Origin of the sequence: Brevibacillus gelatini, from assembly GCF_003710935.1 — a bacterium.
GTDB classification, from domain to species: Bacteria; Bacillota; Bacilli; order Brevibacillales; family Brevibacillaceae; genus Brevibacillus; species Brevibacillus gelatini.
In genome coordinates this window covers 15,760-42,556 of the sequence record NZ_RHHS01000032.1, presented here as the reverse complement: position 1 = coordinate 42,556, position 26,797 = coordinate 15,760, and the positions used below count along the sequence as shown (strand labels likewise).

The following is a 26,797-nucleotide window of genomic DNA, read 5'->3' as shown; positions in this document are numbered from 1 at the left end:
CTCCATCATCCCGTCGCTACCGAATACGGTACTGGCTTCGCCTCTTCTTTCGGCTGGGAGGAAGATTGATAATTCGGAATGATTCCTTGCAGGATTTCAATAATCGCAGGATCGTCCTCGACCATCCCACCCTTTTTCGCAAGCTGCTCCAGGCGGGAAATGGCTGTCATCAGCTCACTCCAGGAAAAGTCGAGCGGCTTGCCGATGAAAATCCGGTCATGGCAAGTAGAAGTCAACTCTTCTTCCGCCGTCAGCAGCTCTTCATACAGCTTTTCTCCCGAGCGAATCCCCGTGTAGACGATCGGAATATCTTTTCCCGGCTCCAAACCAGCCAGGCGGATCAGGTCCATCGCCATATCGACGATCTTGACAGGCTTGCCCATGTCGAGCACGAAAATCTCTCCGCCCTGCGCCAGCGCTCCGGCCTGAATTACCAACTGGGCTGCTTCCGGGATCGTCATGAAAAACCGTTCCATGTCCGGATGTGTGATCGTCACCGGACCGCCAGCCCGTATCTGGTCAAGAAAAATCGGGACGACACTGCCTCTGCTCCCGAGCACGTTGCCGAAGCGAACGGCCGCAAAGCGGGTATGCCCGAAGCGGTTGTAGCCCTGAATCAAAAGCTCGGCGACGCGCTTGGTCGCGCCCATCACAGACGTCGGATTCACCGCCTTGTCGGTCGAAATCAGGATAAAATGCTTCGCTTCTGCTTCCAGTGCGCACTCCGCGACATTTTTCGTTCCCAAAATATTGTTCTTCAACGCCTCGCTCGGGTTTTGCTCCATCAGTGGCACATGCTTGTGGGCTGCCGCATGAAAAATGACGGCCGGGCGGTACTCGCCCATGATCGCAGCCATTCGCTGCCGATCGCGAATATCCGCGATCAGGCTGACCGTCGCAAGCTCCGGAAACAATCGCCCAAGTTCCAGGCTGATTTCAAAGATGCCGTTTTCCTCATTCCCGAGCAAAAGCAGCTTCGCCGGGCCAAATCTGGCAATCTGCCGGCACAGCTCCGAGCCGATCGAACCTCCGGCCCCTGTCACGAGCACGACCTGATGCTGCAAGTAATTGGAAATTTCGTCCAGATCAAGTTCCACTGGCTCGCGTCCCAGCAAGTCCTCGAGTCTGACGTTGCGAATCATGCTCATGCTGATTTTTCCGTTGAGAATATCCGAGACGTGCGGCAAAATTTTGACGCTCGCTCTCGTCGTTTTGCAGATGTCAAAAATGTCCCGGATCGTTTGCCGGGAAGCGGACGGCATGGCGATGACAATATCCGAGATGGCCTGCCGCTGCACGATGCGCGGGATGTCCTCCCGTTTTCCGACGACGGGCAAGCCGTACACCCGCAAGTTTTGCTTGCCGGGCTCGTCATCAATGAAAGCGATCGGCCGCTGCTCCGACAAGGGCGACTGTCTCATCTCCCTTGCGACCAGCACACCCGCGCTTCCAGCTCCGACGATCAGTGTCCGCCTGCGGTCCTGACTCCTTTTTTCCCGTTCCTCCTTCCACCATTTCCAGACGAAGCGCGAACCTGTCATCCCCATCAGCACAAACATCCACGTAAGCAAAAACAGGGAAAGCGGAATCCGTGCAGACACAAACAGCCATTGCCCCAGATTGTTCCAGCAAAAGCTGAGCACCAGAATGGACAAGCTTGTCGCCTTGACAATCGAGACGAGCTCGTTTGCGCTGACGTAGCGGTAAACGGGACGGTACAACTCAGCCGCATGCATGCCCGCCAAAACGAACAGTACATGTCCGACGATCAGGTAGACAGGCTGATAATCGCTTATTTCTGTAAAGGAAAAATCAAATCGAACCAGGCAGGCAAGCCAAACAGCTATACCGATGATTCCTGCGTCCGACAAGCTTAACCAGAATCTTCGCTTCCGGTAGCTCATATGCATCCGCTCCAGATTGTCTGCACTCGCAATCGTGGCTGCCTCTACAAGCGCCAGACCACGATGTCAGACGGGCATGTTTTTAGATTTAGCACGCTCTTCACATCCGCGATCACGCCGCAACCTCCATGCAGCAAGGACGACAGCTCCCCCCAGCCAAGATGCACGTACTTCGCGTGCGGAACCGCCAAAACCAACGCGTCGGCCGGCTGCAAATCGTCCCAATCCCGAAGTCTGATGCCATACTCCGCCCACGTCTTCGCCGGGTCTGCCAGATCGTCAGTCACCTGCACCTCAACGCCGAATTCCCGCAGTTCGTTGACGATGTCAATCACCCGGCTATTGCGAATGTCCGGAACATTCTCCTTGAAGGTCATGCCCAGAATCGTCACGCGCGAGCCTTGAATCGGGATGTTGCGCCAGATCATCTGCTTGACCAGGGAAGTAGCGACGAATTTTCCCATGCCATCATTGATGCGGCGTCCCGCCAGGATCACCTGCGGATGATACCCCACACTCTCAGCCTTGTAGGTCAAATAGTACGGATCGACCCCGATGCAGTGACCGCCTACCAGCCCCGGTGTAAAGCGGAGGAAGTTCCACTTGGTTCCGGCTGCTTCCAGCACCTCTGCTGTCGCGATTCCCAGTCGGTCAAAAATGATCGCCAACTCGTTAATCAGGGCGATATTCAGATCGCGTTGCGTGTTTTCAATGACCTTGGCGGCCTCTGCAACCTGGATCGAGGACGCTTTATAGATGCCCGCCTCTACTACCAAAGCGTACATCTCGGCAATCTCGTCGCAGGTCGCCTGGTCTTGGCCGGAGACGACCTTGACGATGTCCGCGAGCCTGCGCTCTCTGTCCCCTGGATTGATCCGCTCGGGCGAGTAACCGACAAAAAAGTCCTCGCCTGCGCGCTTCCCGGACGCGCGCTCCAACGCTGGCACGCACACTTCTTCGGTCGCGCCAGGGTACACCGTAGATTCATAGACGACAATCGTTCCCGGCTGCATATGCTTCCCGACCGTTTCCGAGGCGAGCAGCAACGCTCTCAAATCAGGACGTTTGGCCTCGTCGACTGGCGTTGGCACCGTGACGATAATGAAGTCGCACTCTGCAAGCTTCTCGGGATCGTCCGTGTAGGTGACGCTCGTGCGCGCCAGTTCCTCCGCCGTATGCTCTCCCGTCTCGTCCCATCCCTCCTGCAGCGCGGCGATTCGCCTTGCGTCCAGATCGTAGCCGATGACAGGCACTTTTTTCCCGAAAGCGACCGCAACAGGCAATCCGACATATCCGAGCCCGACGACTCCTGCTTTTTTACGCATGGGCATCACCGTAATAGTCGAGATACCAATCGACAAAGCGGGCGATGCCTACTTCGATTGGCGTATGGGGACGAAAGCCTGTTTTCGCATACAGGGCATCTACAGAGGCAAAAGTAGTCGGCACGTCTCCCGGCTGGATGGGCATGTAGTGGCGGTTTGCGGGTTTGTTCAGCTTTTGTTCCAAAATCGCCAGGAATTGAAGCAGCTCGACAGGCTGATGATTCCCGATATTCAGCACCTGGTGCGGCGCCTTGCCGTCCTGCGGCTCAGGCAGCCGTTCCATGAGTCTGTGGACTCCCTCGACCACATCGTCAATGTACGTGAAATCCCGAATCATTTTGCCGTGGTTGAAAATGCGGACAGGCTCTCCCGCCAAGATCGCCTTTGTGAATGTGTACAGCGCCATATCCGGGCGTCCCCACGGTCCGTACACGGTGAAAAAGCGCATTCCTGTCGCGGGAATCCCGTACAGGTGGCTGTACGTGTACGCCATCAGCTCATTGGCTTTTTTCGTCGCGGCATACAGGCTGTTCGGTTCATCGACCGGGTCCGTCTCGCAAAAAGGCAGCTTCCTGTTGCCGCCGTACACAGAGCTGGACGAAGCGTACAGCAAATGCTTGACGCCCGTCTGCCGGCAGCCTTCCAGAATGTGCAGAAAACCTGTGATATTGGAGGTTGTGTAGGCATGAGGATTTTCCAGGCTGTATCGGACACCAGCCTGTGCAGCCAGATGAATGACACGTTCCGGCTGAATTTTGCGAAACAACTCGTCCATTGTCACCTGATCGGCAATGTCCGCTTTATAAAAATGGAACCGTTCGAACGCATGGAGCATTTCCAATCTTTTTTCTTTCAAACGGGGATCGTAATAATCGTTGCAATTATCGACCCCCCATACGACTTCCCCTCCTTCCAAAAGTCTTTTCGCCACGTGAAATCCGATGAATCCTGCAGTGCCTGTCACTAGAATCGACATACTTTCCACCTCTTTGCTTATTCATACGGAGGTTCTAGGACAAATATGCCAGCAGGATGAAAGAGGCTCGCGCACGCTTCGGGCAAACGGTCGCCTGTTTTGCAAAATGGTTGTCAACATTTTTTCGTTTTTGAATGAAATGAAAGAAACACAATCTTGTGTTGCCGAATGGACGATATGGAGGGAATAAGTGGATGATCCTTGATGTGAAGACGTATGGCGCAAGGGGGGACGGGATCAGCGATGATACGCAAGCGCTTTCAAACGCTCTGGCAGCCGCAGTCCAGCAGCAACTCCCGTTGTATTTTCCGCCGGGAACGTACCTCATTGAACCTGCAAGACTGGCCGTGACACTGGGCAAAGGCCAAAGCCTGGTGATGCAAGGTGCCGGTCCCTTTTCCGTTTTGAAGCGCCAAGCCAATTCTACGGCGGCAGACTGGCGATGGCTGTTTTCGATCACTACTGCGGGCGGGGACGCTGACTCATTGGTCGTGTCCAATCTGAAAATCGACTCCAATGCACGCGCCAATCCTGTGCCGCAAGACCCGTACGCCTACGAGCACTCCGCCGACTTCTACATTCGCGGCGACGGCCCTGACAGCTATCTCAACTACGTGCTGTTGCAAAACATCTGGTGCACCGACGGGGTAGCCGACCATTTTTACTTCGCGGGAGAAACGAACTGCTACGTCCGCTCGGTATCGATCTGCGATTTTTACAGTGACGGTCGCAAACGTACCCGTTCGGACATTACAGTAACAGGCGGACTGGAACGGCTGAACGCGGTCAACGTCCTGTGCGACCGGTTTGAAGTAGAACTGAACGAAGCTTACGACGGCAGCCATCCGATGCTGGTGAACCTAAGCAATATTCACTGTCGGCAGCAGCTCGATCTGGAAGGACATCCGTCCGCACCGATTGTCGTGCAGGGCAGCCAACTCGTTTCCATGGACAGCTTCAGCCTGAGCTGTCTGACGGGCACGATCAGCGCCTCCACCTTCTACACCTCTGCCAGCAATAAAAACCGCGTCAATTTCATGCGAAACATGACTTTCGCACACTGCAAATGGGTCCTGCACACGACTGCACAAGGTGCGGACCGGACGGTTGGCAGCGGTCTTTCCGTCGACTACGACAACATCGGGCTGGTGTTTGACGGCTGCAGCTTCGAGGCCGCCGATTCGGCCCCCGCCATCGACGGCTACGCACTCAGTCTCGAACCGTGGGATGTCCCGTCGGAGAGGGTCGTTACCGTCCGCAACTGTTCGTTCGATCCGCGCCTCAGAAAAAACCTGTATTTGAACCGCTGCGGGCACGTTTATCTGGAAAACAACCGCTACTCCGGCTCCCAGCACGTCATCGCCCTGTACGGTACCGGGTCCTACCCGCTTTTTCTCACGATAGACGGTGGAGACTTCAGCCAGGTCAGCGGAAAAATGTTCTACCACAAAACTTCAGACAAAATCACGCTGTCCATGAAAAACGTACCCGTACCCGTCAGTTTGACGAGCGGCTACAGTTCTGACAACTCTTCCTATCTCCCCAACGTGGCGATTAACGAGCGAATCGTCTACGTCAGTACGCCTCCCAGCTCGTCGGTTAAATACGGAGGGATCAAAGGCGATACACTCAGGCTGATTACCCCTGTAAACGGGCAGCCGTGCGAGTGGGTCGCGACCACGACAAGCAAGACCGCCTGCACGTGGCTGGCTACCAAGATTGCAAAAAGTTAACACAACTTTCTCCCCGAAAAAAACATCCCTCCTCCCTGGTTTTGCACAGGGCAGAAGAGATGTTTTTTTACTAGGCGATCCGCTCCAAATCCGGATTGTACCGCTTTACATATTCATAAATTTCCTCGTTTTGCAGACGCACCTGGCTCGTCGCCCCCACCTGTTCTGCCAGATGCTGGGCCAACTGCTCCGCGCCTTTCTCGATGCGTCTTTTCGCTGCTTCCGGCAAGGTCAGCACATGCGGTACGAGCAGTTGCAGGTACCAAACTCCTTTGTCTTCCTCGGACACGTCGATTTCCAGTTCCATATCATTGCTGTCGAAATCGTAGAGGTGGTTGAACAGCACCTCTCTCGTTTCCTGTGTCAGGGAGGAGATGTCGAGTTTCTCCACGCTCAAGTAATACTCCTCGTTGAACAACACGAGCTGGTCATCGATTTGCTGATACTTTTTCGCAAGCGGATTCATTTTCCTGGTCCCCTTCCAGCTATCGCCACAATCTATCCTATAGCATATATGTTGACGAATATTTCGGCAACGTATTTTCCAGAAAATGTTGAATATTCTCCCTGTGGTCGGCACAATAGAAGTCATTCACAGCCGGGGATGGTAACAGGCATCCATATCTTGCCTCGTTCAAAAAAAAGCTTGCCGTGTTTGGCAAGCTTTTCTGCTTCTATATAACTTCTCTTTTTTACAGCAATGTCGAGCCTTCCGCCACTGCCTGCGCGTCCTCGCGCGTGATGAGCACCGCCCGCGCCTTGCCTCCGCTCTGCCCGGCGACGTAGCCGTCTGCTTCCATCATCTCGATCAGGCGCGCTGCGCGGTTGTAGCCGACCCGGAAGCGGCGCTGCAGTCCTGATGCCGAAGCCTGGCCTTGTTCCGCCACAAACAGGAGTGCCTCCATGTACAGCGGATCGTCGCCTGCATCGTAGGATTGCACCTGCTGCTCCAGGTCTTCCTTGCTGAACAGGTACGTCGGCTTGCGCTGCTTCTTGATTGTCTGCGTAATTCTTTCGATCTCGTCGTCGGACACAAAGTTGCCCTGCAAGCGTACAGGAGTCGTACCGCTCTCCAAAAACAGCATGTCCCCTCTGCCCAGCAACCGCTCTGCTCCGGACTGGTCGAGAATCGTGCGCGAGTCGACCTGGGAGAAGACGGCAAAGGCCAGACGCGTCGGCACGTTTGCCTTGATATTGCCCGTGATGACGTCCACCGACGGCCGCTGGGTTGCAAGCAGCAAATGAATGCCGCAGGCGCGTGCCTTTTGCGCGATCCGGATGATGCAATCTTCCACGTCTTGCGGAGAAACCATCATCAGGTCTGCCAGCTCGTCGATGACGATGACGATATACGGCAGCTGATCGTCTGTCGTCTGGTTGTAGCGGTCGATGTCCCGAACCCCCGCATCGACGAACAAGGCGTAGCGTTTTTCCATTTCCTCGACGGCCCATTTCAGCGCCGCCGTCGCCTGCTTGGCCTCTGTCACCACTGGCGTCACAAGATGCGGCAAATGATTGTACGGTGCCAACTCGACCATTTTCGGGTCGATCAAAAGCAGTCTGACCTGCTCCGGTGTCGCCTTGTAGAGCAGGCTGACAATGATCGAGTTGATGCAGACGCTTTTCCCCGATCCGGTCGCGCCAGCAATCAGGCCGTGCGGCATTTTTTTGATGTCGGCAATAATCGGTTCGCCGCCGATGTCCATGCCAAGTGCCACAGCCAATGGCGACGGATGCTGCTGGAATTTTTCCGAGCCGATTATTTTCTCGATCAGCACAGGACGGCTCGTCAAGTTCGGCACCTCGATCCCGATGGCATTGCGGCCCGGAATCGGCGCTTCGATGCGAATGTCCTTTGCAGCCAGATTCAGCTTGATGTCGTCGATCAGCCCGGTAATTTTGTTCACCTTCACCCCTGGCGCCGGCTGCAGCTCGAAGCGCGTGACAGACGGCCCTTTGACGATGCCGACGACGCTCGCGCTGACGTTGAAATTGGACAACGTCTCTTCCAGCAGCAGCTTTTGCAGTTGCGTATGTTCATTGTCATCCTCGCTGATCGGCGGGCTCGGATTGAGCAATGCAAGCGACGGCAGGGCGTATGGCTGCTCCTGGCTTTTCGCTGCGGCTGGTGGCTCAGGCAGTTCGGTCACGGGCGACAGCGGACTTGCGCTCTGCTCGTGCAAAATGTCTGTAGCGGCTGCCTCGGAAACCGCGCTCGCCGCCTGCGCCGCAGCAGAAGCTTCCGCCTGGGCATCCGGCATGGCCCGCGCCAGCAAGCGATTGACGTCTTGTGTGTAGGCTGGCACCTGCTTTTCTTCTTCTGCAGAAACGGGCACCGTAGTCTGATCCGGCAGTTCCGCTGGCTGTGCTTGCTGCTCAGGAACTGCCGCTTCTGCCCGTGCTTCCGACAAGGAATCGGCTGCTGGCCATTCGGCTTCATTTTCCGGCTTGTCCGCTATGACGCCATGCTCACGCTGTTCCCTCACGCTTTCAAGCTCGTCCACTGCCTGCGCTGCATCTGCTCCGTCTGTCAGGCTGTCGCCTTGGTGTGGTGGATTCTCGCCGCCCGCAGACAAAACTTCTTCTGTTTGCTCTGGCTTCACGGCTTCTACGGACACAGCGTCCTCTGTTTGCTCTGGCTCCACGGCTTCAACAGACAGGGCTTCCTCTGTTTGCTCTGGCCCCTCGCCTTCAACGGACACGGCTTCTTCTGTTTGCTCTGGCTCCACGGCTTCAACAGACACGGCTTCTTCTGCTCGCCCTGGCTCCACTCCTTCAACCGACACGGCTTCCTCTGCTCGCCCTGGCTCCACTCCTTCAACCGACACGTCTTCCTCTGCTCGCCCTGGCTCCACTCCTTCAACAGACACGGCTTCTTCTGCTCGCCCTGGCTCCACTCCTTCAACCGACACAACCTCCGCCAGCGCGTCGGTTTCCTGCGCGCCCGACCGAACGGTGCGATCGAGCTGCTCGCTGATTTCCTGCTCCCGCTGCTTGATCTGCTGCAGATGCTCTTCCTGCTCCAGCCGCGGATACACCACTCCCCCTGTCGTGTGGATGCGGTGTTCCGCCTCACGGGTGGACGGGGTGATTTTGCCGTAAACAGGCGAGACGATCTCCGACGGGCGGTACGCCTTCTTTTCCTCCGGCGCAAGCAACGTGCGAGAGACGCTTTCCGTCCGTCTCGCTGTCTGCCGCCGCTGAATGTCACGCTTGTACTCGACAGCCGACTGTTCTGCGATAGTCTCCGCCTGCTTTTCCGGCGCGTATTGCTCACGCGGGCGAAGCGTCTCCCGCTCACGCACAGGCGAGTGAGCGTGCAAGGAATCCTCTGCTGCCTGCTGATTCCTTTTTTCGTTTCGCTTGTTTTCCAAATAATCGTCTGGCACGACAGGAAAACGGAACTGACGCTCCCTGCGCGGACGTACGTCGTCTATATTTCGAGCATTTACCCGCTCTTTCGGGTAAATGCTTTTTGTCTTCGCCTGAGGCTTGCGGGGGACGGGAGGTGCGGAGCTTGCTTGCGGGCTCGCCACTGGGCGCGCTTCCACTGCCTCTTCCTGCTCCTCTTCGCCCTGAAAAAATTTCATCAGCTTTTGAAGCCACAACCACATGCTGCAACGTCCTTTCTTTGCTAACCATCTATTCCCTTTCATCTTACCACGAAACAGTCCATGATTTAGGCTGATTGTGTTTTTTTTCCGTATTTGCGAAACCTTTTCTTTCTTTGGACGTAATAGTTAGTGGAACAACAACCATTACATAGGGGAGGAACACAGCGTATGTGGAAAAAGGGAAGCGCCCTGCTTCTTGCAGGAATGCTCTTGCTTACCGGCTGTGCTGGTGAGGCTTCGCTGGTACGCGATTCGATCGTGGCATCCATCGATAAACCAAACTACGATTTTCAAGGAACCTTGAAGCTGACCGGAGACGTAGACAAATTGCCGGCAGCGCTCGGGGAAACCGCGCCGGACAAACAGGGGCAAGCCATCTTGTCTGCCATGAAAGCAGGCGTGACACTGAAAGGCTCCCAGCTCGATGTGAAAAACGCGAAGGTCCAGCTGGAAGTAAACGATGACAAGGTACTTCGCGACAACAACCTCTGGACTGGCGACAAAAAGGCGTCCGTCGAACTGGTCGTCAGTGATGACAAAGTATTCGTAAAATCTCCCCTCGACAGCAAATACTTGCTGATCGATACCAGCACTTCCGGGGCTCTCACCGGTCTGAACGAAAACGAACAGGTGAACCCGGCCAAGCTGAAAGAATTCCAGGACAAAATGAACCAGCTTACACTGGATTTCATCAAAAAATACGTAGGCAAATACGGCTACAAGCTGGCTGACGCGAAAAACCTGGGCATCGAAACCGTCACTCTGCCAAACGGCGAAAAAGTGGAAGCGACTCACGTAACCGTGAAAATCGACGCCAAAGAACTGGTGAAAATGTTCTTCTTCACAGCCAATGACGCAGTAGCAAGCCAGGACGTAAAAACATTCGCAATCGACATGATGGTTCTGACCAACTCCCTGACCGAAGAAATGTTCCCGGACTTGGGCAAAACGACCGAGGCAGAAAAACGCGCCAACGCCGAAGCAACCATCAACGAAATCCTGAAAGATGCAAAAGCATGGCTGGACGAAACAGGCAAAGTGTACACGCCTGAAAAAATCGTGGAAGAACTGAAAAAAGAAGGCTTCCAAAACCTCGCCTGGAACCTCGATTTCTATGTAGACAAAAACAAAATGCCTGTACACCAGAAGAGCGACCTGAACGTAACCTTCCAGTCGCCTGAAATGAAACAGCCTCTGACAGTCGGTCTGTATGCCGATCAATACGCGTACAACTTCGGAAAAGCAACCAAGTACGACGTTCCGGCAAAAGACGCTGGCCTGACAGCAGAAGATCTGTACAAAGATGAAAAAGCGATCAGCAACTTCAGCGACAAAGGCTTTATGCGCCACTTCGCGCAAAGCATGCTGGACGACGTCAAATGGCAAAAAGAACTGGAAGCCGAGTGGGCAGAAGAAACAAAAGCAACCACTCCTTAATTCCCACACAGCGAAAAAGCACGGCGCAACTACGCGTCGTGCTTTTTCTCATACGTGAGGATTCCCGCCTGCTCCAGATAGGCCAGCACGGCAGCAACCGACTCCTCAATCGTCTGCTCACTGCTCTCAATCACAATCTCCGGCTGCAGCGGCTCCTCATAGGGAGCGGATATTCCGGTAAACTGCCCGATTTCCCCGCGCCGCGCCTTTGCGTACAGCCCCTTCACATCCCGACGCTCGCACTCTTCCAGCGGGCATTTTACATACACTTCGATAAACTCTCCCGCCTCTACCAGACTGCGCGCCAGTTCGCGATCCGATCGATAAGGCGAGATGAATGCCGTCAAAACAATCACGCCTGCATCGACGAACAGTTTGGCCACCTCACCGATGCGGCGAATATTTTCTTTGCGGTCTTCTTCGCCGAAGCCCAGCCCTTTGTTCAGACCGTGGCGGATGTTGTCGCCATCCAGCACGTAGCTCGCCAAGCCTCGCTGATGCAGCTCCTGCTCAACCGCATTGGCCAACGTCGATTTTCCGGCTCCGGACAGTCCCGTAAACCACAGGACGCAGCTTTTGTGTCCTGCCCGCTTCTGCCGATCCTCCTTGGTCACCGTCGTCGGATGCCAAACGATGTTGGCAACTCCTTCCTTTGCCATGCGCGATCCTCCTTCTTCGTTTCCAAAAAACTCGCTGCTTCTTCCTCACACAGAGAGCGGACGAAGCCCTTCGATCAGCACGCGTGCCACTTCCGGCCGGCTGAACTCAGGAGGCGGCGCTTCCCCGCGCGCCAGCATTTCCCGCACCTTCGTGCCAGACAGCGCCACATGATGCTCCGAACCGTGCGGGCACGTTTTCGATGAGGCCATATTGCCGCAGGTTTTGCAGTAAAAGCTGTTCTCAAAAAACAGCGGCGTAATCCCAAGCTCCTCTGGCTGGAACTGGCGGAAAATGTGCTGGGCATCGTATGTCCCGTAGTAGTTGCCGACGCCCGCGTGATCTCGGCCGACAATAAAGTGGGTGCAGCCGTAGTTTTTGCGCACCAGCGCGTGGAAAATGGCTTCGCGCGGCCCCGCGTAGCGCATGGCGGCAGGAAAGACGGCGAGCTTGACCCGACCTGCCGGGTAATATTTTTCCAGAAGCACCTGATAGCTCTTCATCCGCACATCGGCAGGGATGTCATCTGCCTTCGTCTCGCCCACGAGCGGATTCAAAAACAGGCCATCGACGATTTCCAGTGCTGATTTTTGAATGTATTCATGGGCGCGATGCACCGGATTGCGCGTCTGGAAGCCGACGATTGTCTTCCAACCTTTTTCCGCAAACGCGGCTCTCGTCTCGGCTGGGTCGAAGTGATAATCGGCAAACGGCCCTTTGTCAGCGCGTTTCACCAGCGTAATCGGCCCGCCGAGATAAGTCTCGGGGCGATCCAGCAGCTTTTTCACCCCAGGGTGGTTTACGTCATCCGTGCCGTACACGTGCCGCGCCTCTTTCTGTTTGTCCGGGGAGTAAATATCGGCAATCTCCAGCAGGCCGTACACCTCTCCCTGATAGACCAGACGAACGGTGTCTCCTGTCTGAAGAGTATTCGCCACCGTCGCCGGAACCGGGAGCGTGATCGGAATGCTCCAGACCGTGCCGTCCGCGAGTCTCATCCGCTCGACTACCGACTCATAGTCGTGACGTTGCAAAAATCCGGTAATCGGACTGTACCCTCCAATGGCGATCAACTCCAGATCCGACAGCGCAAATGCATCAATCTCGACCTCGCCCGTCGCACGCGACAGGTCCGCCGTCGGGTCAAAACGGTTTACCAGTACGTTTCCATGCGGAATGCTACCACTCACATGAAGCCCTCCTCATCCATTTCGGTTGTGCTCTTTTTTCACGCCTACTTGGCGAGATGCAGTCCGCACTCTGTCTTGCCCAAATTCGCCCAGCGGCCCGCGCGCTCGTCTTCGCCCGGTTTGACCGGACGCGTGCACGGCGCACAGCCGATGCTCGGGTAGCTTTGGTCGTGCAAGACATTGTACGGCAGTCCAAACCCGCGGATATACTGCCACACCTCTTCGGTCTTCCAGTGAATCAGCGGACAAATTTTCAGCGACTGAAACTTCTCGTCGCGATTGACAAACTGAACGTCTGCCCTCGTCGCAGACTGTTCCCTGCGCAAGCCCGACATCCAGGCAACCGTTCCTTTCAGCACGCTTTCCATCGGCTGTACCTTGCGCAAGTGACAACACAGGTCGGGCTTAGTAGCCCACAGCTCGTCACCGTACTCTGCTGCCTGTTCGGCAAGTGACAGCTCTGGCTCCTTGATCGTCAATTGCAAGTCGGGGTAGCGCGCACGCACTTTTTCAATCAATTCATACGTTTCAGGAAAATGCAGGTGGGTATCGAGAAAAGTGACGCGAGCGTCTTTTTTCACCCCGCTTATCATATCGATAAGCACCATCGCTTCTGCCCCGAAGCTGCACGAATAGACCAGATCGTCGCCAAACGTCTCGTAGGCCCACTTGATGACATCGATGGTATCTCCCTTGGCGAGACTCTTGTTGATTTCAGCGAGCTGCTCGGCTGTTACCGTATCGTAATGCAGACGGCTCATATGCCCCCTCCTTGATCGTTGATTGAACTGTTTTCCCTGCGAATCAGGCGGATCAGCCCCACAAAGCCCAGCGTCGCCACGAAAACACTGACGAGCACGACCAGCGTGTACAAATCCGAGCGCAGGAACAAATGGACAAAAGCGAACGAAACGACAAGCGAAGAGACTGGCGAAACGATCCAGACCATGATGATCTGCTTGATAATTCCTTTTTGCCACAAAATGAAGCCCCGCTCAGACGTCCCTACGCCCAAAATCGCGCAAGTCGTGGCCTGTGTCAGCGGCACGGGAATCCCGAACAGCGAAGCGACGAGCACCAGCGTTCCACCTGTAGCTGATACCGCGCTTCCCTGCAAAAGCGACAGCGAAGTAATTTTCTTGCCGTTTGTTTCCAGTACCCTGCCTCCCAACACCAGACAGCCGCAGGCGACGGCCAGCCCACCCAGCCACACGCCGATTTCGGTCGACATCAGTCCGGCTCCCACGAGCGGACCGACCGCGTTCGCGACGTTGTTCATTCCGGCTGAAAAAGCTTCATACACACCGCAGGCGACGAGCAAAAAGGCCAGCCAGCGCTCTCCTTTGGAGCCAGGCTTTTGCAGGGACGGCCAGCTGCGCTCGATGCGGCCAATCAGCTTGCCGGCTCCGTAGGCCCCGATAAAGGCGGCCACTGGCACTACGACCCAAAAGAGCAGGATGACGAGGAGATGTCCGACAAACAAAGACTGATAGGCAAGTCCCACGCCCACAATCGCTCCTACCGTCACCTCGCTGGTCGAGAGCGGAATCCCAAGCAGATTCGCTCCGAACAGCGTCAGCGTGGCGGAAGCAAGGACGATCACCACCGCCTCGATGCTCATCAGATCCGCAGGGACGATCCCTCCGCTGATCGTCTTGACGACCTCGCCGCCTCCCAGCACAGCCCCCAGCAAGGCCGCTACGGCTACCAACAGCATGGCGATGAACTTGTTTTTGATTGCTCCGCTGCCGTATGCGGCGCCCATCGACGCTGCGGTCCCGCTGGCCCCGATATTCATCGCGAAAAACAAAGCGATGGCGATAGCGACATAACTCCAATCCACTAGCAGCACTCCCTCCTGTCATGCCAATCTGTTGTCACAAAGAAAAGAAGGGGTGCCGTACAGGGTACAAGCTGCACTGGCGATTTGCTCTTGCGGCCGGACTCCTTGGGCAAAGCTTGCCGGCTCTTCGGTGCTGACGACGCGCCACCCCATTTGTCTTGCGACTGCGCGCGTCTTTTCATCGGCGCAAAAAATCGGCTTACTCTCCCAGCCCGCTCCTGCAAAATCGGCCAGTGCAGGCAAAACTTCCTCGTCAGCGGCAGCAAACCAGTCAAACGTCAGCTTTTTCATCCAGGAAGCGGCCGGATGCGTCTCATCCCATTCCAGGACACCTCCTGCCGGCAGGTGCAAAAGCTCTGTTGCTCCCTGGGCAAAAACGTTGACACCGTTGGCGCGTACGTGCAAAATCCGCTCTCCATCCCGCGCCAGTTCCCGGCTCATGGCAGCAGAAGTGGCCGCGTGATCGAAAACACGCTCCGGGTACAGCCCTCTGCTCTCCAGGTACAAAGCAGCCTGCTTCCCGCGCACTGCGAGCCTGCACGTCAGCCGCCGCAGGTCAAACCGCCGTTTGCCCAGCTCTGCCAAAAATGCCTCCGCCTGCTGCACATCGTCGAGCAAAATCCAGCCATATGCCGCAAGTTCCTCGGGAAATACCGCATCCCCAGCTTGCAAAGGACGCTTCACGAGCGGAATCGCGATGACTTCTGCTCCGAGCTGCTCCAGCCTGCTCGCCAGTACATCGCCGCCGCCTCCAGGTCGGGCTGCGATGGCCACCCGCTGCCCAAACAGCGGTCGTGATTCGTACCAGTTCAACTGCTCGCGAAGCCGAACCACTTCACCCACGATGATGATGGCAGGGGCGGAAAAGCCGGCATTGGCGACATCGCGGTCAATCGTCGCAAGCGACCCGACCAGTGTCTGCTGCTCTCCTACCGTCCCCCATCTGACGAGCGCGACAGGAGTCTCCCCGCTTTTTCCGCTGGCCAAAAGCTGCGCCTGGATGTGCGGCAAATTTTTCACACCCATGTAAATCACGAGCGTTTCCATCCGCGCCAGCGCTGTCCAGTCAGGCCCCTTGCCGGCATTTTTGTCGCACAGATGCCCGGTGACAAACGCAACGGAGGAATTGTAGTCGCGGTGCGTAAGCGGAATCCCTGCATACAGCGGAGCCGCCATGCCGGAGGTGATGCCCGGCACGATCTCATACGGCACGCCATGCTCCACGCACATTTGCGCTTCCTCGCCGACCCGTCCGAACATGCTCGGGTCCCCGCCTTTCAGGCGAACGACCGTTTTTCCCTGTTTGGCTTCCCGTATCAACAGGAGGTTGATCTCTTCCTGCGGCAGTGTGTGGCGATCCCTTTCCTTGCCGCAGTATACGAGCCGGGCGTCCCTTTTGACATGGGAGAGAAGCAGTGGATTAGCCAGACGGTCGTACACGACGACATCGGCTTTTTGCAACGCCTCCTTCCCGCGAATGGTGAGCAGTTTCGGATCGCCAGGGCCAGCCCCGACAAACAAGACTCTGCCAGCGTTCATCATCGATCAATCCTCCTTGCTGCCTTCCTTTGGTGAAAAGCTGTCTGGGGTGTCACTGGCTGAAACGGGATGTTTCCACGACGTAGCCGACTCCCTGCCGTCCGAGCGGTTTCTTTTCCACCAGGCTCAGCTCCTTGATTTTTGGCGGGGCAATGGTGTGCCGCAGCAGATTGTTTTCAGCGGACGAAAAGGCGCGCTCGTCCGTCTTGGCAACCACGATGACGGTCATCAGCCGCCCGTCTTCGAGCACGGCCTCCAGTTTGTACAGGTAGCTTTCGGTTTGTTCCTCTGCCATGGTACTCCCTCATTTCCTTGGATCGGATGTTGTCCGGCGCGCTTACGCCGTCTGCAAAATGCTGTCAACCTGCTCCTGAATGCGTTCCAGTCCGACCCGCTCGACGTAGCGCCAGTATTCTTCTCCCTCCAGCCGCTCTTCCTTGTAGAACGTAATCAGTTGCACCAGGAAAGCTCCCAGCCTGTCGACGGTCACTCTCGCGTTCAGCTTGCGGTTGAATTGCGGTACTTCCAGCGTCCCGCCTACGTGGACGTCAAAGGCTTCGACCATTCCTTCCGGCGTTTTGACCTTTATCCCTTGCAGGCCGATGTCGGCAATCTGGCGCTGTCCGCACGAGTTCGGGCAGCCGATCATGTGAATGCGCAGCGGCGTATCAAGCTCAATGTGCTCATCCAGATACTGGGCGAGCAAACGCATCCGCTCTTTTGTCTCCACGAGCGCCAGGTTGCAATACTCAGTCCCCGTGCAGGAGACGGCATAGCCGACAAACGTATCCGGCTTCAGCTTGAAGCGGTTTACAATCAGCGGCTCTTCACGGAAGGCCGCCACCTTTTCCTTCGCGATATGGCGGATGAGGACATTTTGCGTGTTGCAGGTCCCGATTGTGCCATCCCCGTACTCATCGGCCAGGCGTGCCAACTCGATCAGCTCCGCAGCGTTCATCCGGCCGACGGGAACGGACAGGCCCGCATAGTAGTAGCCTGGCTGACGCTGCTCGTGCAAGCCGTAAAAATAGCCGCCATTCCAGCCCTTCGTCAAATCCTCTCCGCTCGTTTCCAGCTCGCCGACCAGCTTGATGAGCTCTTCCTTGAACTTTTCCGGTCCCCAGTCGGCCACCAAAAATTTCAGGCGGGCATGCGTCCGCTTCTGCCGATAGCCGAAGTCGCGGAACAAGGTTGTGACTCCGGCCGCCACCTTGACGACCTCTTCCGGCCGGACAAACACATCAAGCTGCTTCGCCAGGTACGGTTTCGCAGACAGACCGCCGCCCACCCAGACGTGGAACCCGATTACTTCCTCGCCTGCGATGTTCTTTTTGGCGGGCGTAAAAGCAAGGTCGTTGATTTGCGCGTGCGCAGCGTTGTAGATGTTCGCGGATACGGACATCTTGTATTTGCGCGGCAGGTTGGAAAAGTCGCGATTCAGCAGGAAAAACTTCTCCAGCTCGGCCACGATTGGACGTGTATCCAGCACTTCATGCGGATCGATTCCGGCGAGCGGATTCCCCATGATTTGCCGCGGACAGTCGCCGCATGCTTCGAACGAAGAAAGCCCGGCCGCAGCGAGCCGCTCAAAAATATCGGGGAACGTATCCACTGTCAGCCAGTGAAACTGGACGGCCTGTCGCGTCGTCACGTCGACGAGATCGCGGCCGTAGTCCTGGGCGATTTTTGCCAGCACTCTCGCCTGCTCGCTCGTCATGATTCCGCCGGGAATGCGCACCCGCATCATGAAGTGGCCGTCTTTTGGACGTTGCTGGTAGATTCCTGCCCATTTGAAGCGGTCCATATCAGAAGGTTCAATCGACGCAAAGCCCTCTTTGGAGTAGGTATTGATGATCGTCTCGATGACGTCCAGGCCGTCTTTTTCCAGCTTGGTCAGCTCCATCTTGTTCAGGGACGGATCATCTGCCCATTTCCACTGTTTTCTCTCTGCCATGCTCATACACGCTCCTTTTTGTGAAGAGGTCTGTTACAAGTGCCGTGCGAATGGATTGGGCAATCCAGTCTGCAATCAGCGGGTGAGGCAAATAAGCGCTGCCGCTGTAGCGATACGACAGTCCCGCCAGCCTTGCCGGAATCGATTTGCGGGTGAAGTACCCCTGGCTGACGAACAAGGGAAGCACGAGGACATCCCCTTTTTCCGCGAGCTGCAGGGCTTGTTCCCGCAACGTATCCGGCCGCAGTGTCGCATATCCCGCTGCGGAGAAGCCGTAGCGGTTTTGCAGGCGAAACGTCATGCGGCGCAACAGCTTTTCCCATCGCTCCTGGCCTTTTGGCAATTCGCTGCCGTGACCGACGAGCAGCAACGCTTCCTTGCCTGGGGCGCTCGACAGCTCCAAAATGCGCTGACCCACGATTTGCTCCACCAGCGGATGATCTTCCAGCGGCGGACACCAGAGCAGTCGAGCGCGAACCGGAATGCGCACCTGTTCCGTCTCCCAGGCGGGCCATGGCTCCAGTCCCAGCATGGCGCGTATTTCCGTTACGTGATTGCTCCCCGCCGAGGCAAACAAGGGAACCACGACAATCCGCTTCGCTCCGGACGCCTCCAGACGATTCCATTCGTCACTGATGCTTCGCCCCTCTACTTGGCCCAGATATGCCACCCGGATCGGCAGTTCGCTCTGGCACTGACTGACTGCCGACTCCACGAGACTCAGCCAGTCGGGATCGGGTGAACCGTGAGCGATTACCAAAGCCGCTGTTTTTGCCATCGGATAAACCCCTTATCCAAACCTGTTTTGTAAATCATATATGTTTAGTCGGAATTATAATGGAGATGTTATTGTCCGTCAACAATGAATTCCTAATTACTTGAAAATTACCTTGCTGAAAAAATATTTGCGCATTTTTTCTTTTTGCTGGATAAGAAAACCTCAATCGAATCCGTGTTGCAGCGGAAGACCATGCTTGCTGAATCGGGTTGTTTGTTCTTGAAAAAAAGCTGCCGGCAGCACCGACAGCTTCGCTTCGTGATTCCTGTTTTTCCTAGTAGCTGATGAGCGCAGCCATCAAGAGGCCGGCCGCAACGCTCAGCCTGGAGGCGAAAATGCCCACAGAGACGTTGCCATTCGGGATTTCAGACACGACCTTGAACGGCGTCACCCACTCGAACAAATAAAAAATGATGACTTGAAACACCATGCCGACCAGTCCCCATACGACCAAATCCCACAGGTTGACCGCATGGTAGACAGCGGATGCAAGCACGATCGCCAACCCGATAATTTTTCCGCCCAGATCGTGCGCTGCCGCCTTGGCCGCTGCCATTTTTTTCGGGTCGTCTGTTTGCGCCCCTTCTTTGATGAGAGCGAACTCCTTGTACGGAGTCGTAATGGTAAAGAAGAAAATACCCACTGCCAATATCGGAATTGTCACCGCCATATAGGCCAAAAAATTAAGTATGTAGCTCCATTGCGTAATCATGCCGCGCCCCTCTCCTTTTTGCTATCCTTTCATGCCGACTGGCAAATAGTACGACAGATTGTTCGTAATCGGACCTCCGACACGGGCAACAATCGCGGATGCTTCCCCGCCAATCCAGAACGAGCCCCACAACAGCCGTCCCGCGTACGGGCCCGTCACGGTCTGCACCGTGATCTCGGGCAGCTCCACCCGCTTTTGATAGATCATCGGCTGCTCCCAGTAAAATTCCTCCTGGTCTTTTTCCAGCAAAGTGCCATCTGCCGCATACAGCGCGACCCCGCCCCCTTCCCTGCCGAAAATGGGCTTGGTCACATAGGCATCTGTTCCTGCAAAGCGGTTTTCAAAATAGGTCGGAAGCATGTAGGTTTCAATCGTCGCATGCTCTTCTGCGGTAAAAAACTCCCCCGCCTCGTGCAAATTCCAGATGAGCGCCTGCAGCGCTTTTGTCTGGATCAAAAATGCGGACGGCGGATTGATAATCGCCAGTTTTCTGTCCGCAATCAGCGACAAGACGTGCTCGCCCGTAGGATAGCCGTCTTCGTCCCGCTCGTCTGCGAGCTTTTCCAGCGCATGCAGACGGTACAGCACATCGACGGGAAGCAGGCTGTCGCCTTCCTGCACGTACAGTCCGTCCTCCCAGACGCGCAGCTTTTCCAGCGGCGCAAACCGGGCAGCGAGTCCCGATTTTTCCATTAAATAAAGCGTAGTGCCCTTGTCTTCCTCGTGCCAGTCCAGCGAGCTGAACCAGACGTGCTCCACCGGATAGCCCATGTCCCTGTAAGCTTGCAGCAGCTTGGCAAACGCCTGGCGCAACTGGCCGTCCATGCCGGTATTCGGATTTGCCACTCCGAAAAAGCAGCAGGCGTGCTCGTTGACGTAAAAAGCTTCGACGATCCCGGTCGGCGTGTCGCTGTTGCACTCCAGCATCTTCAGCCCCGCTTCCGTCTTCGCAAAATCAAAGCGCCCGATTGCCGTAGGCAGCTTGCGCAGGACTGTCGTTCGAACCGCCTGCAGCGCTTGCTGCGGCACGCCCAGTTCGAGCAGAAGCGCGTCGTCTGCCTGCTGCAGCACAGGTGTCACTTTGGCAAAAACACGGCCGAGCGCAGTCGTCGCCGTCGCCAGTTCCTCCCGAAACGATGCCGGGATGAGGTGCAGATCGGCCAGCGCGTACTCTTCGCCGTACATCCAATCCCATGTAAAAATGCCTTCCTCACGCAAAGGGCCGTACAGCGCATCTCTTCTGTCTTGCACAACCACTGGCCTCACCCCGAGCTGGACCAGCCTGAGCTGCCGATTCCGCCCTTGGAGCTGCTCGTGCTAATGCCGCTTGATACGCCTTGCGCCTTGCTTTTCGATGAACCGCCTCCGTAGTAGACGGCCGACCCGCCGTGCGAGCTGCTGCTTCCTCCGTCGTCGCAATAGCCGTCATCGTCCCTGTCGTAGCAATCGTCATCATAGTCTGACGAGCAGCCGCCGATGACCATCGCTGCTGCCACAAACAGCCCGACGACCTTGGCCGATTTTGTCAGTGCCATCCTCTTTCCTCCTACTCTGTCGGCCGTGCGTAGTAAATGTACACCTGACGATCCTCATCCACTTCGGCCGATGTTTTTTCCCACTCGCGCCCATTCAGGTACAAATAGTCGCTTTGCAAATGCAAGAGAGCATCGTCGTCATCCTTGAACGAAAACGTGTGCACGAGCGGATAAAGCTGTGTGTTCTCGCGGTACTCCCGCATCTCGATCTGGATGCTCCCCCAGCGCACGGACGGCCTCTCCGGGTAGTCCACGGCCGTTTCCTCCGTCGAATGCCGGACGTAGATTACGTACGTCCCCTGCTCAATCGCGCAGGAAGTCTTCTCGTAGACAACATGCCCTTTTACCAGGTAGTCGCAGGCAAAGCGCAAGGATACCTCGTCCTTGTCGATCCGGTCGTAGTAAAACAAGACCGGGTAGCCGTTCGTCTCATCCAGCAGCCGATATTCCAGTCTGGCCATTTTTTCACCCCATTTGCACGAAAAATCCTGCTTCTATCGCGACTCGCAACTTTTTATACGCGCTGCGAAACAGTTGGTTGCCCAAAAATTATAAAAATCAGCTTAACAGGAAAAAGCTGGCGCGAGAGTTCCGCCCCGAGCGCCAGCCTCAATGATTCCTGTGAAAAAAGTCGCGCTGTCAGCCGTGCGGCAAAGCCTGGCGCGAGCAATCCGCCGCCATGCTCTGCTCCACAAGCAGGCCGCGAATCGACCCGTGCAAATGTCCGTTCGTCGCCACAAGCGAGCGCACCTGATCCTGGACAAACGGCTCGTGGCGGTACGGATTCCCCTGCCAGTCGGTGATGGTCGCTCCCGCCTCGCTCGCGATGACGATCCCCGCAGCGACGTCCATGATGCCCGAGCGCTGCATGACGATGTAGTCCAGCCAGCCGTTGGCGAGCAAACACCAGTCGAGCGCCGGAGCGACGTTGCGCAAAATCCGCTTCGTGTTCAGCACAAACGGCTCCGTAAAGGCCAGCTCCTCCTCCTTGGTCACGGTATTGCGCCCGCGGATGTACGTTCCGACGGCTCGCGTCAGGTCTGTCCGGTTGTTGATCGACATGCGCCTGCCGTTCAAAAACGCGCCCTTCCCTTTTTCCGCCCAAAACATTTGCCCTGCGACCGGATTGTAGACCACGCCGAGAACGAGCTCGCCCTTGTGCTGCAAGGCTATCGAAATACTGAAGTAAGGATGGCCGATAAAGTAGTTGTTCGTCCCGTCCAGCGGATCGACAATCCATACATACTCTTCGTCCCGGCTGACCATTCCCACCTCTTCGGAATAAATCGTATGGCTGGGAAAATGGCGGTGCAGCACCTCGATAATCCGCTGCTCGCTGCCTTTGTCCTCCGGCAGCTTCACGTCGTTATGCAACTCCTCGTCTGGCGTAAGCTGTTCGAGAAAGCGCTCCTTCAAAAACTCGCCTGCTGCACGAGCAGCTTCCTTGGCTACATCAAGCATTGATTTTTGCCCCTTCCTGCTATCTATCATTGTTTTCCCTTGCATTCTTCATCCTGACCTTACTATGATAGAATGACACCCATCTCGCGAAAGACAGAAACGCAGCGCGGGTCCTATCCGCTTGCCTGCCTTTGGCTATCAGCGCCCGACGCCTTTAGGAGGGGAAAACATGAACAGCGATTTCATTCGCTTGAAAAATATGGAGGGTGAGCTCAAATTCACCCAAATGAACAACAGCTACGGCTTCTCGGTCACGACGAAAGAACTTGTGTTTTTCAAGCCGCACCTGACCTACCACCTGTTTTTGCACGACATCGTCAGCATGGTGCCGCATACCCTCGACAAGACGCCCATTTCCTTTCATACGAAACGCGAGGCCGTCCACACGACATTTGGCTCCCATTACTACAAGATCAGCGTCAAATGGGCCAGGATCGTCTCCCGCTCCGGCATCGTGGAAAAGGAAGACATGGAGTTCATCGTCCCACTTTCCAGCAAAATGCTTGCTTACATTACCCAATATAGCGGGCTTTTCGTGATCCGGTAAAGTCTGGATAAAAACAGCCTATCGGGTGTGCGTCTTTCGCACGCCTTTTTGCTATTTTCTGTTCAGGACGATAAACGATCCCGTACCGTGGGCGACCCGCTTGTTGCGCTCGTCGTAGACAGTCCCCTCCATGACGACCAGCGTGTTCCCCCGGTGCAAGAACGTCGCTTCGGCGCGCAGCCGCTCCCCTACGCCCGGCCGCAGGTAGTTGATTTTCAACTCGGTCGTCACCGCGTACTGCTCCGGCGGCAGCGAGCGGTTGATGAGCGAACCCATGGCCGAGTCGATCAAGGTGGCGAGAATCCCCCCGTGAACGGCACCCCCGGAGTTGTGCATGAACACGGTGAGCGGCAGCTCGAAGCGATACGACTGCTTCGTCTCGTCGATAAACTCTCCCTTCAACCCAAGAAAGCCGGATAAATAGGCGCTTTTGCGCTCGCGCTTCTGGCGGATCGCCTGCAAGGCCAGCTCTAAAATTTTCCGTTCCTCGTCCGTTCCTTCCGTCCAGACATTTTTTAGCTCTTCTATCATTTTGTTCACTCCACCAAAAATAGACTCAGTCCTTTTATTGTAGCCCATAAAGCCGGTTTCCGCCATGTCTCCACCAGCCAGTCACAGCCGCTCACAGGCGGAGCACTGAACGAATGTTCAGACTTTTACGGTTGTTTCTATTAATGAAAATTGATAAGATAGTGCAAAACATAAGACAGGTAACTTTCACGTGTAGGAAGGGAGAGTTTCACATTGGCTAGACTGAGAAGTGACATGATTAAAAAAGGTTTTGACCGCGCTCCCCACCGCAGTTTGCTTCGTGCGGCAGGAGTGAAAGACGAAGATTTCGACAAACCGTTTATCGCGATTTGCAACTCTTACATTGACATTATCCCTGGCCACGTGCACTTGCAGGAATTTGGCAAGCTGGTCAAAGAAGCTGTTCGTGCAGCAGGCATGGTTCCTTTTGAATTCAACACCATCGGGGTTGACGACGGCATCGCCATGGGCCACATCGGGATGCGCTACTCGCTCCCGAGCCGCGAGATCATCGCAGACAGCCTGGAGACGGTCGTAGCCGCGCACTGGTTCGACGGGATGATCTGTATCCCGAACTGTGACAAGATTACACCAGGGATGATTATGGGCGCCCTGCGCGTCAACATCCCGACTGTATTCGTGACAGGCGGCCCGATGAAAGCAGGCAAAACGAGCGACGGCCGCTCCATCTCGCTCTCTTCTGTATTCGAAGGCGTCGGCGCTTACCAGGCTGGCCTGATCGACAACAAACAGCTGGAAGAACTGGAGCAATACGGATGCCCGACCTGCGGTTCCTGTTCCGGTATGTTTACCGCCAACTCGATGAACTGTCTGCTCGAAGCAATCGGGCTGGCGCTGCCAGGCAACGGTACGGTTCTCGCTGTCTCCCCTGAGCGCCGCGAGCTGGTACAAGCTTCTGCCGAAAAGCTCAAGTATTTGATCGAGCAGGACATCAAGCCGCGCGACATCGTTACGCTGGAAGCAATCGACGATGCCTTCGCGCTCGACATGGCGATGGGCGGTTCTACCAATACCGTTTTGCACACGCTGGCGATTGCCCAGGAAGCGGGGATCGAATACCCGATTGAGCGGATCAACGAAGTTGCGAAGCGCATCCCGCACATTTGCAAGCTCGCTCCTGCCTCTGACTACCACATCGAGGATTGCCACGAAGCAGGCGGCGTGTCTGCTGTGCTCAAGGAGATTTCGCGAAAAGAAGGCGCGATTCATCCAAACCGCATTACCGTGACAGGAAAAACGCTGGCTGAAAACATCGCCGACGCTGAAATCAAAAACGACCAGGTCATTCGTCGTCTGGAAAATCCGTACAGTGAGTCCGGCGGCCTGGCCGTCCTGTTTGGCAACCTGGCCGAGCAAGGCTCGATCATCAAAACCGGCGGTGTCGATCCTTCCATTAAAAGACACGAAGGTCCGGCGATCTGCTTCGACTCCCAGGAGGAAGCACTGGCGGGCATCGCTGCTGGCAAAATCAAGCCCGGACACGTCGTCATTATTCGCTACGAAGGACCAAAAGGCGGTCCTGGCATGCCGGAAATGCTCGCTCCTACCTCGCAAATCGTCGGGATGGGTCTGGGCAAGGAAGTGGCGCTGGTTACAGACGGACGCTTCTCTGGCGCTTCCCGCGGCATCAGTATCGGCCACGTCTCGCCGGAAGCGGCGGAAGGCGGCCCGATCGCTTTCGTCCAGGACGGTGACATCATCACCATCGACCTCGAAGCGCGCACGATCCACCTGCACGTGGACGAGGCTGAACTGGCCCGCCGCCGCGAAGGCTGGCAGGAATTCCAGCCAAAAGTCAAAACAGGCTACCTGGCCCGCTACTCCAAGCTGGTGACAAATGCAAGCAAGGGCGGCGTTATGAAAATCTAGTCTCCGAAAAAAGACACCCCCTGCCTTTGGACAAGCTGTCCGCAAAGGCAGGGGGTTTTCTTTTGCAAAAAGCTATACGTTACCGATCCATGAAGCGCACACTTTCCGGGCTCAAGCCGCCGAGACGCCACAGGGCCAGCTTGCGGTACCCTTCGTCCTCGATGACTTGCGCCCAGTTCGCAAGCGTCGTCCCGTCGGCGTACCAGACAGTGTGCTTTCGGTTGTGTTCATCCACGTACGAAAAATGGAGGCTGCCGCTCGCCTCATCCCGTTCGGGCGGCTCCGCGCCTGATTTCGCCAGCTCCAGCGCTTCCTTTTCTGTTACGGCAGTCACCTCGCCGGATTCCGCCCAGTCAAACCCGCCAGCCGCGATGGCAATGACCTTTTCCCCTGGCACTGCCTGCATGGCCGTTGCCAGCTCCTTGATAAACTGCCGATCCGCCTTTGGTCCCGGCCCGCTCGTCGTCCCGTACAGATTGTAGGCCATCATGACATAGACCGGGCCTTTTGGCAGGGCAAGCTTTTCAAGCGGCGTTCGCGGTTCGAGCACGATCCGCAGCGTTTTCTCCTTCTTCTGGAGCTTTTCATACAGCTCCTGGATGAAAAGCTGCATGTTGCTCCAGTCTTTTTCTTCGACTCGCTCGTAGTCGATCTCCACACCGTCGAACTGGTAGGTGTCGACCGCCTCCATGATTTGCGCGATATGCTTGGCTCTGCTTTGCGGGGTAGCCATCAGTCGCGTGACGATGGAAGGGTCCTTCTGCACGTCAGTGCCATCCGGGCGCTTCAGGTCGTTCACAATCGTCAAATCGACGCGGACAAGGCTGCTTTTTTGCGCGATTTCCTTGACCTTTGGCAGTCCCTTTTTAAACATGTCCGTAAACAGCAAGTTGTCTGCTTCATCAAAGTAAGCCGCAAACATTTGCACACGGGTCAAGCCATTCGTCATCCCTTGCAAGTCTTCGGAACCATCCTGCCATTGCCAATCGGCTACCCAGGCGGTCTTTTCCAGAGGTTGCTCGGCTGCCTCCACTCTCTTCCACATTTCTTGATCGCTTCCGTTTGTCGCGCAGCCAGTGCAGAGCGCCGCAAACACCATGAAGCAAGCAGCAAGGATTAACACTTGTTTTTTAAACGGCGTCTTCATCGTCACTTGATTTGGTTCCCCTTT

The 26,797-nt window shown here is 56.0% G+C and carries 24 protein-coding genes; 4 read left to right on the top strand and 20 right to left on the bottom strand.

Annotated features, from left to right (window positions below):
• Positions 1-5: 5 nt before the first annotated feature.
• Genes EDM57_RS13700 through EDM57_RS13690 form a run of 3 tightly spaced genes read right to left on the bottom strand, consistent with a single transcriptional unit; the run spans position 6 to position 4,205 of the window.
• Entirely contained in the window at positions 6-1,904 is a 1,899-nt protein-coding gene (locus EDM57_RS13700) for a polysaccharide biosynthesis protein (RefSeq protein WP_122905298.1), read from the bottom strand.
• 44 nt (positions 1,905-1,948) lie between these two features.
• Positions 1,949-3,229 carry a nucleotide sugar dehydrogenase gene (locus EDM57_RS13695; RefSeq protein ID WP_122905297.1) on the bottom strand — a complete coding sequence of 427 codons (1,281 nt, stop codon included), beginning with the start codon at positions 3,227-3,229 and terminating at the stop codon, positions 1,949-1,951.
• Complete coding sequence (locus EDM57_RS13690; RefSeq protein WP_122905296.1) at positions 3,222-4,205, bottom strand: NAD-dependent epimerase; 984 nt, start codon at positions 4,203-4,205, stop codon at positions 3,222-3,224. Before EDM57_RS13690 ends, EDM57_RS13695 begins: the two co-directional genes overlap by 8 nt.
• A 194-nt stretch (positions 4,206-4,399) precedes the next feature.
• Between EDM57_RS13690 and EDM57_RS13685 the strand changes: the two genes are divergently transcribed.
• Positions 4,400-5,938, top strand: coding sequence for a glycosyl hydrolase family 28-related protein (locus EDM57_RS13685; RefSeq protein ID WP_122905295.1), 1,539 nt, complete (start codon positions 4,400-4,402; stop codon positions 5,936-5,938).
• Positions 5,939-6,008: 70 nt separating this feature from the next.
• Here EDM57_RS13685 and EDM57_RS13680 read toward each other — a convergent pair whose 3' ends face one another.
• Together EDM57_RS13680 and EDM57_RS13675 are read right to left on the bottom strand one after the other, a co-directional pair.
• Entirely contained in the window at positions 6,009-6,404 is a 396-nt protein-coding gene (locus EDM57_RS13680) for a hypothetical protein (RefSeq protein WP_122905294.1), read from the bottom strand.
• A gap of 226 nt (positions 6,405-6,630) precedes the next feature.
• Positions 6,631-9,552 (bottom strand): DNA translocase FtsK, encoded by a 2,922-nt coding sequence (locus tag EDM57_RS13675; RefSeq protein WP_122905293.1) that lies wholly within the window; start codon positions 9,550-9,552, stop codon positions 6,631-6,633.
• Positions 9,553-9,720: 168 nt separating this feature from the next.
• Between EDM57_RS13675 and EDM57_RS13670 the strand changes: the two genes are divergently transcribed.
• On the top strand, positions 9,721-10,989 hold the full coding sequence (locus tag EDM57_RS13670) for a hypothetical protein (protein ID WP_122905292.1): 1,269 nt from the start codon (positions 9,721-9,723) through the stop codon (positions 10,987-10,989).
• A gap of 29 nt (positions 10,990-11,018) precedes the next feature.
• Here EDM57_RS13670 and cysC read toward each other — a convergent pair whose 3' ends face one another.
• The 13 genes from cysC to EDM57_RS13605 form a co-directional block, all read right to left on the bottom strand.
• Positions 11,019-11,648 carry an adenylyl-sulfate kinase gene (gene cysC, locus EDM57_RS13665; RefSeq protein WP_122905291.1) on the bottom strand — a complete coding sequence of 210 codons (630 nt, stop codon included), beginning with the start codon at positions 11,646-11,648 and terminating at the stop codon, positions 11,019-11,021.
• Between the two features lie 45 nt (positions 11,649-11,693).
• Complete coding sequence (gene sat / locus EDM57_RS13660) at positions 11,694-12,836, bottom strand: sulfate adenylyltransferase (protein ID WP_122905290.1); 1,143 nt, start codon at positions 12,834-12,836, stop codon at positions 11,694-11,696.
• A gap of 44 nt (positions 12,837-12,880) precedes the next feature.
• The gene (locus EDM57_RS13655) at positions 12,881-13,597 is read right to left on the bottom strand and encodes a phosphoadenylyl-sulfate reductase (RefSeq protein WP_122905289.1); all 717 of its coding nucleotides are present in this window, start codon (positions 13,595-13,597) and stop codon (positions 12,881-12,883) included.
• Positions 13,594-14,679, bottom strand: coding sequence for a sulfate permease (locus EDM57_RS13650; protein WP_122905288.1), 1,086 nt, complete (start codon positions 14,677-14,679; stop codon positions 13,594-13,596). The genes EDM57_RS13655 and EDM57_RS13650 overlap by 4 nt, the downstream gene beginning before the upstream one ends.
• Positions 14,680-14,697: 18 nt before the next feature.
• Positions 14,698-16,221 (bottom strand): uroporphyrinogen-III C-methyltransferase, encoded by a 1,524-nt coding sequence (gene cobA, locus EDM57_RS13645; protein WP_246005807.1) that lies wholly within the window; start codon positions 16,219-16,221, stop codon positions 14,698-14,700.
• A gap of 49 nt (positions 16,222-16,270) precedes the next feature.
• On the bottom strand, positions 16,271-16,513 hold the full coding sequence (locus tag EDM57_RS13640) for a DUF3906 family protein (protein ID WP_122905287.1): 243 nt from the start codon (positions 16,511-16,513) through the stop codon (positions 16,271-16,273).
• Between the two features lie 42 nt (positions 16,514-16,555).
• Positions 16,556-18,172 (bottom strand): nitrite/sulfite reductase, encoded by a 1,617-nt coding sequence (locus tag EDM57_RS13635; RefSeq protein WP_122905286.1) that lies wholly within the window; start codon positions 18,170-18,172, stop codon positions 16,556-16,558.
• Positions 18,138-18,950 (bottom strand): sirohydrochlorin chelatase, encoded by an 813-nt coding sequence (locus EDM57_RS13630; RefSeq protein WP_122905285.1) that lies wholly within the window; start codon positions 18,948-18,950, stop codon positions 18,138-18,140. Before EDM57_RS13630 ends, EDM57_RS13635 begins: the two co-directional genes overlap by 35 nt.
• Positions 18,951-19,224: 274 nt before the next feature.
• Positions 19,225-19,662: a DUF350 domain-containing protein gene (locus EDM57_RS13625; protein ID WP_122905284.1), complete on the bottom strand. Its 438-nt coding sequence runs from the start codon at positions 19,660-19,662 to the stop codon at positions 19,225-19,227.
• Between the two features lie 21 nt (positions 19,663-19,683).
• Complete coding sequence (locus EDM57_RS13620) at positions 19,684-20,913, bottom strand: glutathionylspermidine synthase family protein (protein ID WP_122905283.1); 1,230 nt, start codon at positions 20,911-20,913, stop codon at positions 19,684-19,686.
• Positions 20,914-20,924: 11 nt separating this feature from the next.
• Positions 20,925-21,197: a hypothetical protein gene (locus EDM57_RS13615; RefSeq protein WP_122905282.1), complete on the bottom strand. Its 273-nt coding sequence runs from the start codon at positions 21,195-21,197 to the stop codon at positions 20,925-20,927.
• An 11-nt stretch (positions 21,198-21,208) separates the two neighbouring features.
• On the bottom strand, positions 21,209-21,658 hold the full coding sequence (locus EDM57_RS13610) for a hypothetical protein (RefSeq protein ID WP_122905281.1): 450 nt from the start codon (positions 21,656-21,658) through the stop codon (positions 21,209-21,211).
• Positions 21,659-21,836: 178 nt separating this feature from the next.
• Positions 21,837-22,658, bottom strand: coding sequence for an inositol monophosphatase family protein (locus EDM57_RS13605; RefSeq protein ID WP_122905280.1), 822 nt, complete (start codon positions 22,656-22,658; stop codon positions 21,837-21,839).
• Positions 22,659-22,827: 169 nt separating this feature from the next.
• Here EDM57_RS13605 and EDM57_RS13600 point away from each other — a divergent pair, with 169 nt between their 5' ends.
• Positions 22,828-23,205 carry a hypothetical protein gene (locus EDM57_RS13600; protein WP_122905279.1) on the top strand — a complete coding sequence of 126 codons (378 nt, stop codon included), beginning with the start codon at positions 22,828-22,830 and terminating at the stop codon, positions 23,203-23,205.
• 51 nt (positions 23,206-23,256) lie between these two features.
• Here the strand turns inward: EDM57_RS13600 and EDM57_RS13595 are convergent, their stop codons facing one another.
• The gene (locus tag EDM57_RS13595; RefSeq protein ID WP_122905397.1) at positions 23,257-23,736 is read right to left on the bottom strand and encodes a PaaI family thioesterase; all 480 of its coding nucleotides are present in this window, start codon (positions 23,734-23,736) and stop codon (positions 23,257-23,259) included.
• A gap of 213 nt (positions 23,737-23,949) precedes the next feature.
• Here EDM57_RS13595 and ilvD point away from each other — a divergent pair, with 213 nt between their 5' ends.
• A complete protein-coding gene (gene ilvD / locus EDM57_RS13590) occupies positions 23,950-25,626 on the top strand; it encodes a dihydroxy-acid dehydratase (protein WP_122905278.1) in 1,677 nt (558 codons plus the stop codon).
• A 79-nt stretch (positions 25,627-25,705) separates the two neighbouring features.
• Here the strand turns inward: ilvD and EDM57_RS13585 are convergent, their stop codons facing one another.
• Positions 25,706-26,773, bottom strand: a complete 1,068-nt coding sequence (locus EDM57_RS13585) for a glycosyl hydrolase family 18 protein (protein WP_197186943.1) — start codon at positions 26,771-26,773, stop codon at positions 25,706-25,708.
• Positions 26,774-26,797 lie beyond the last annotated feature (24 nt).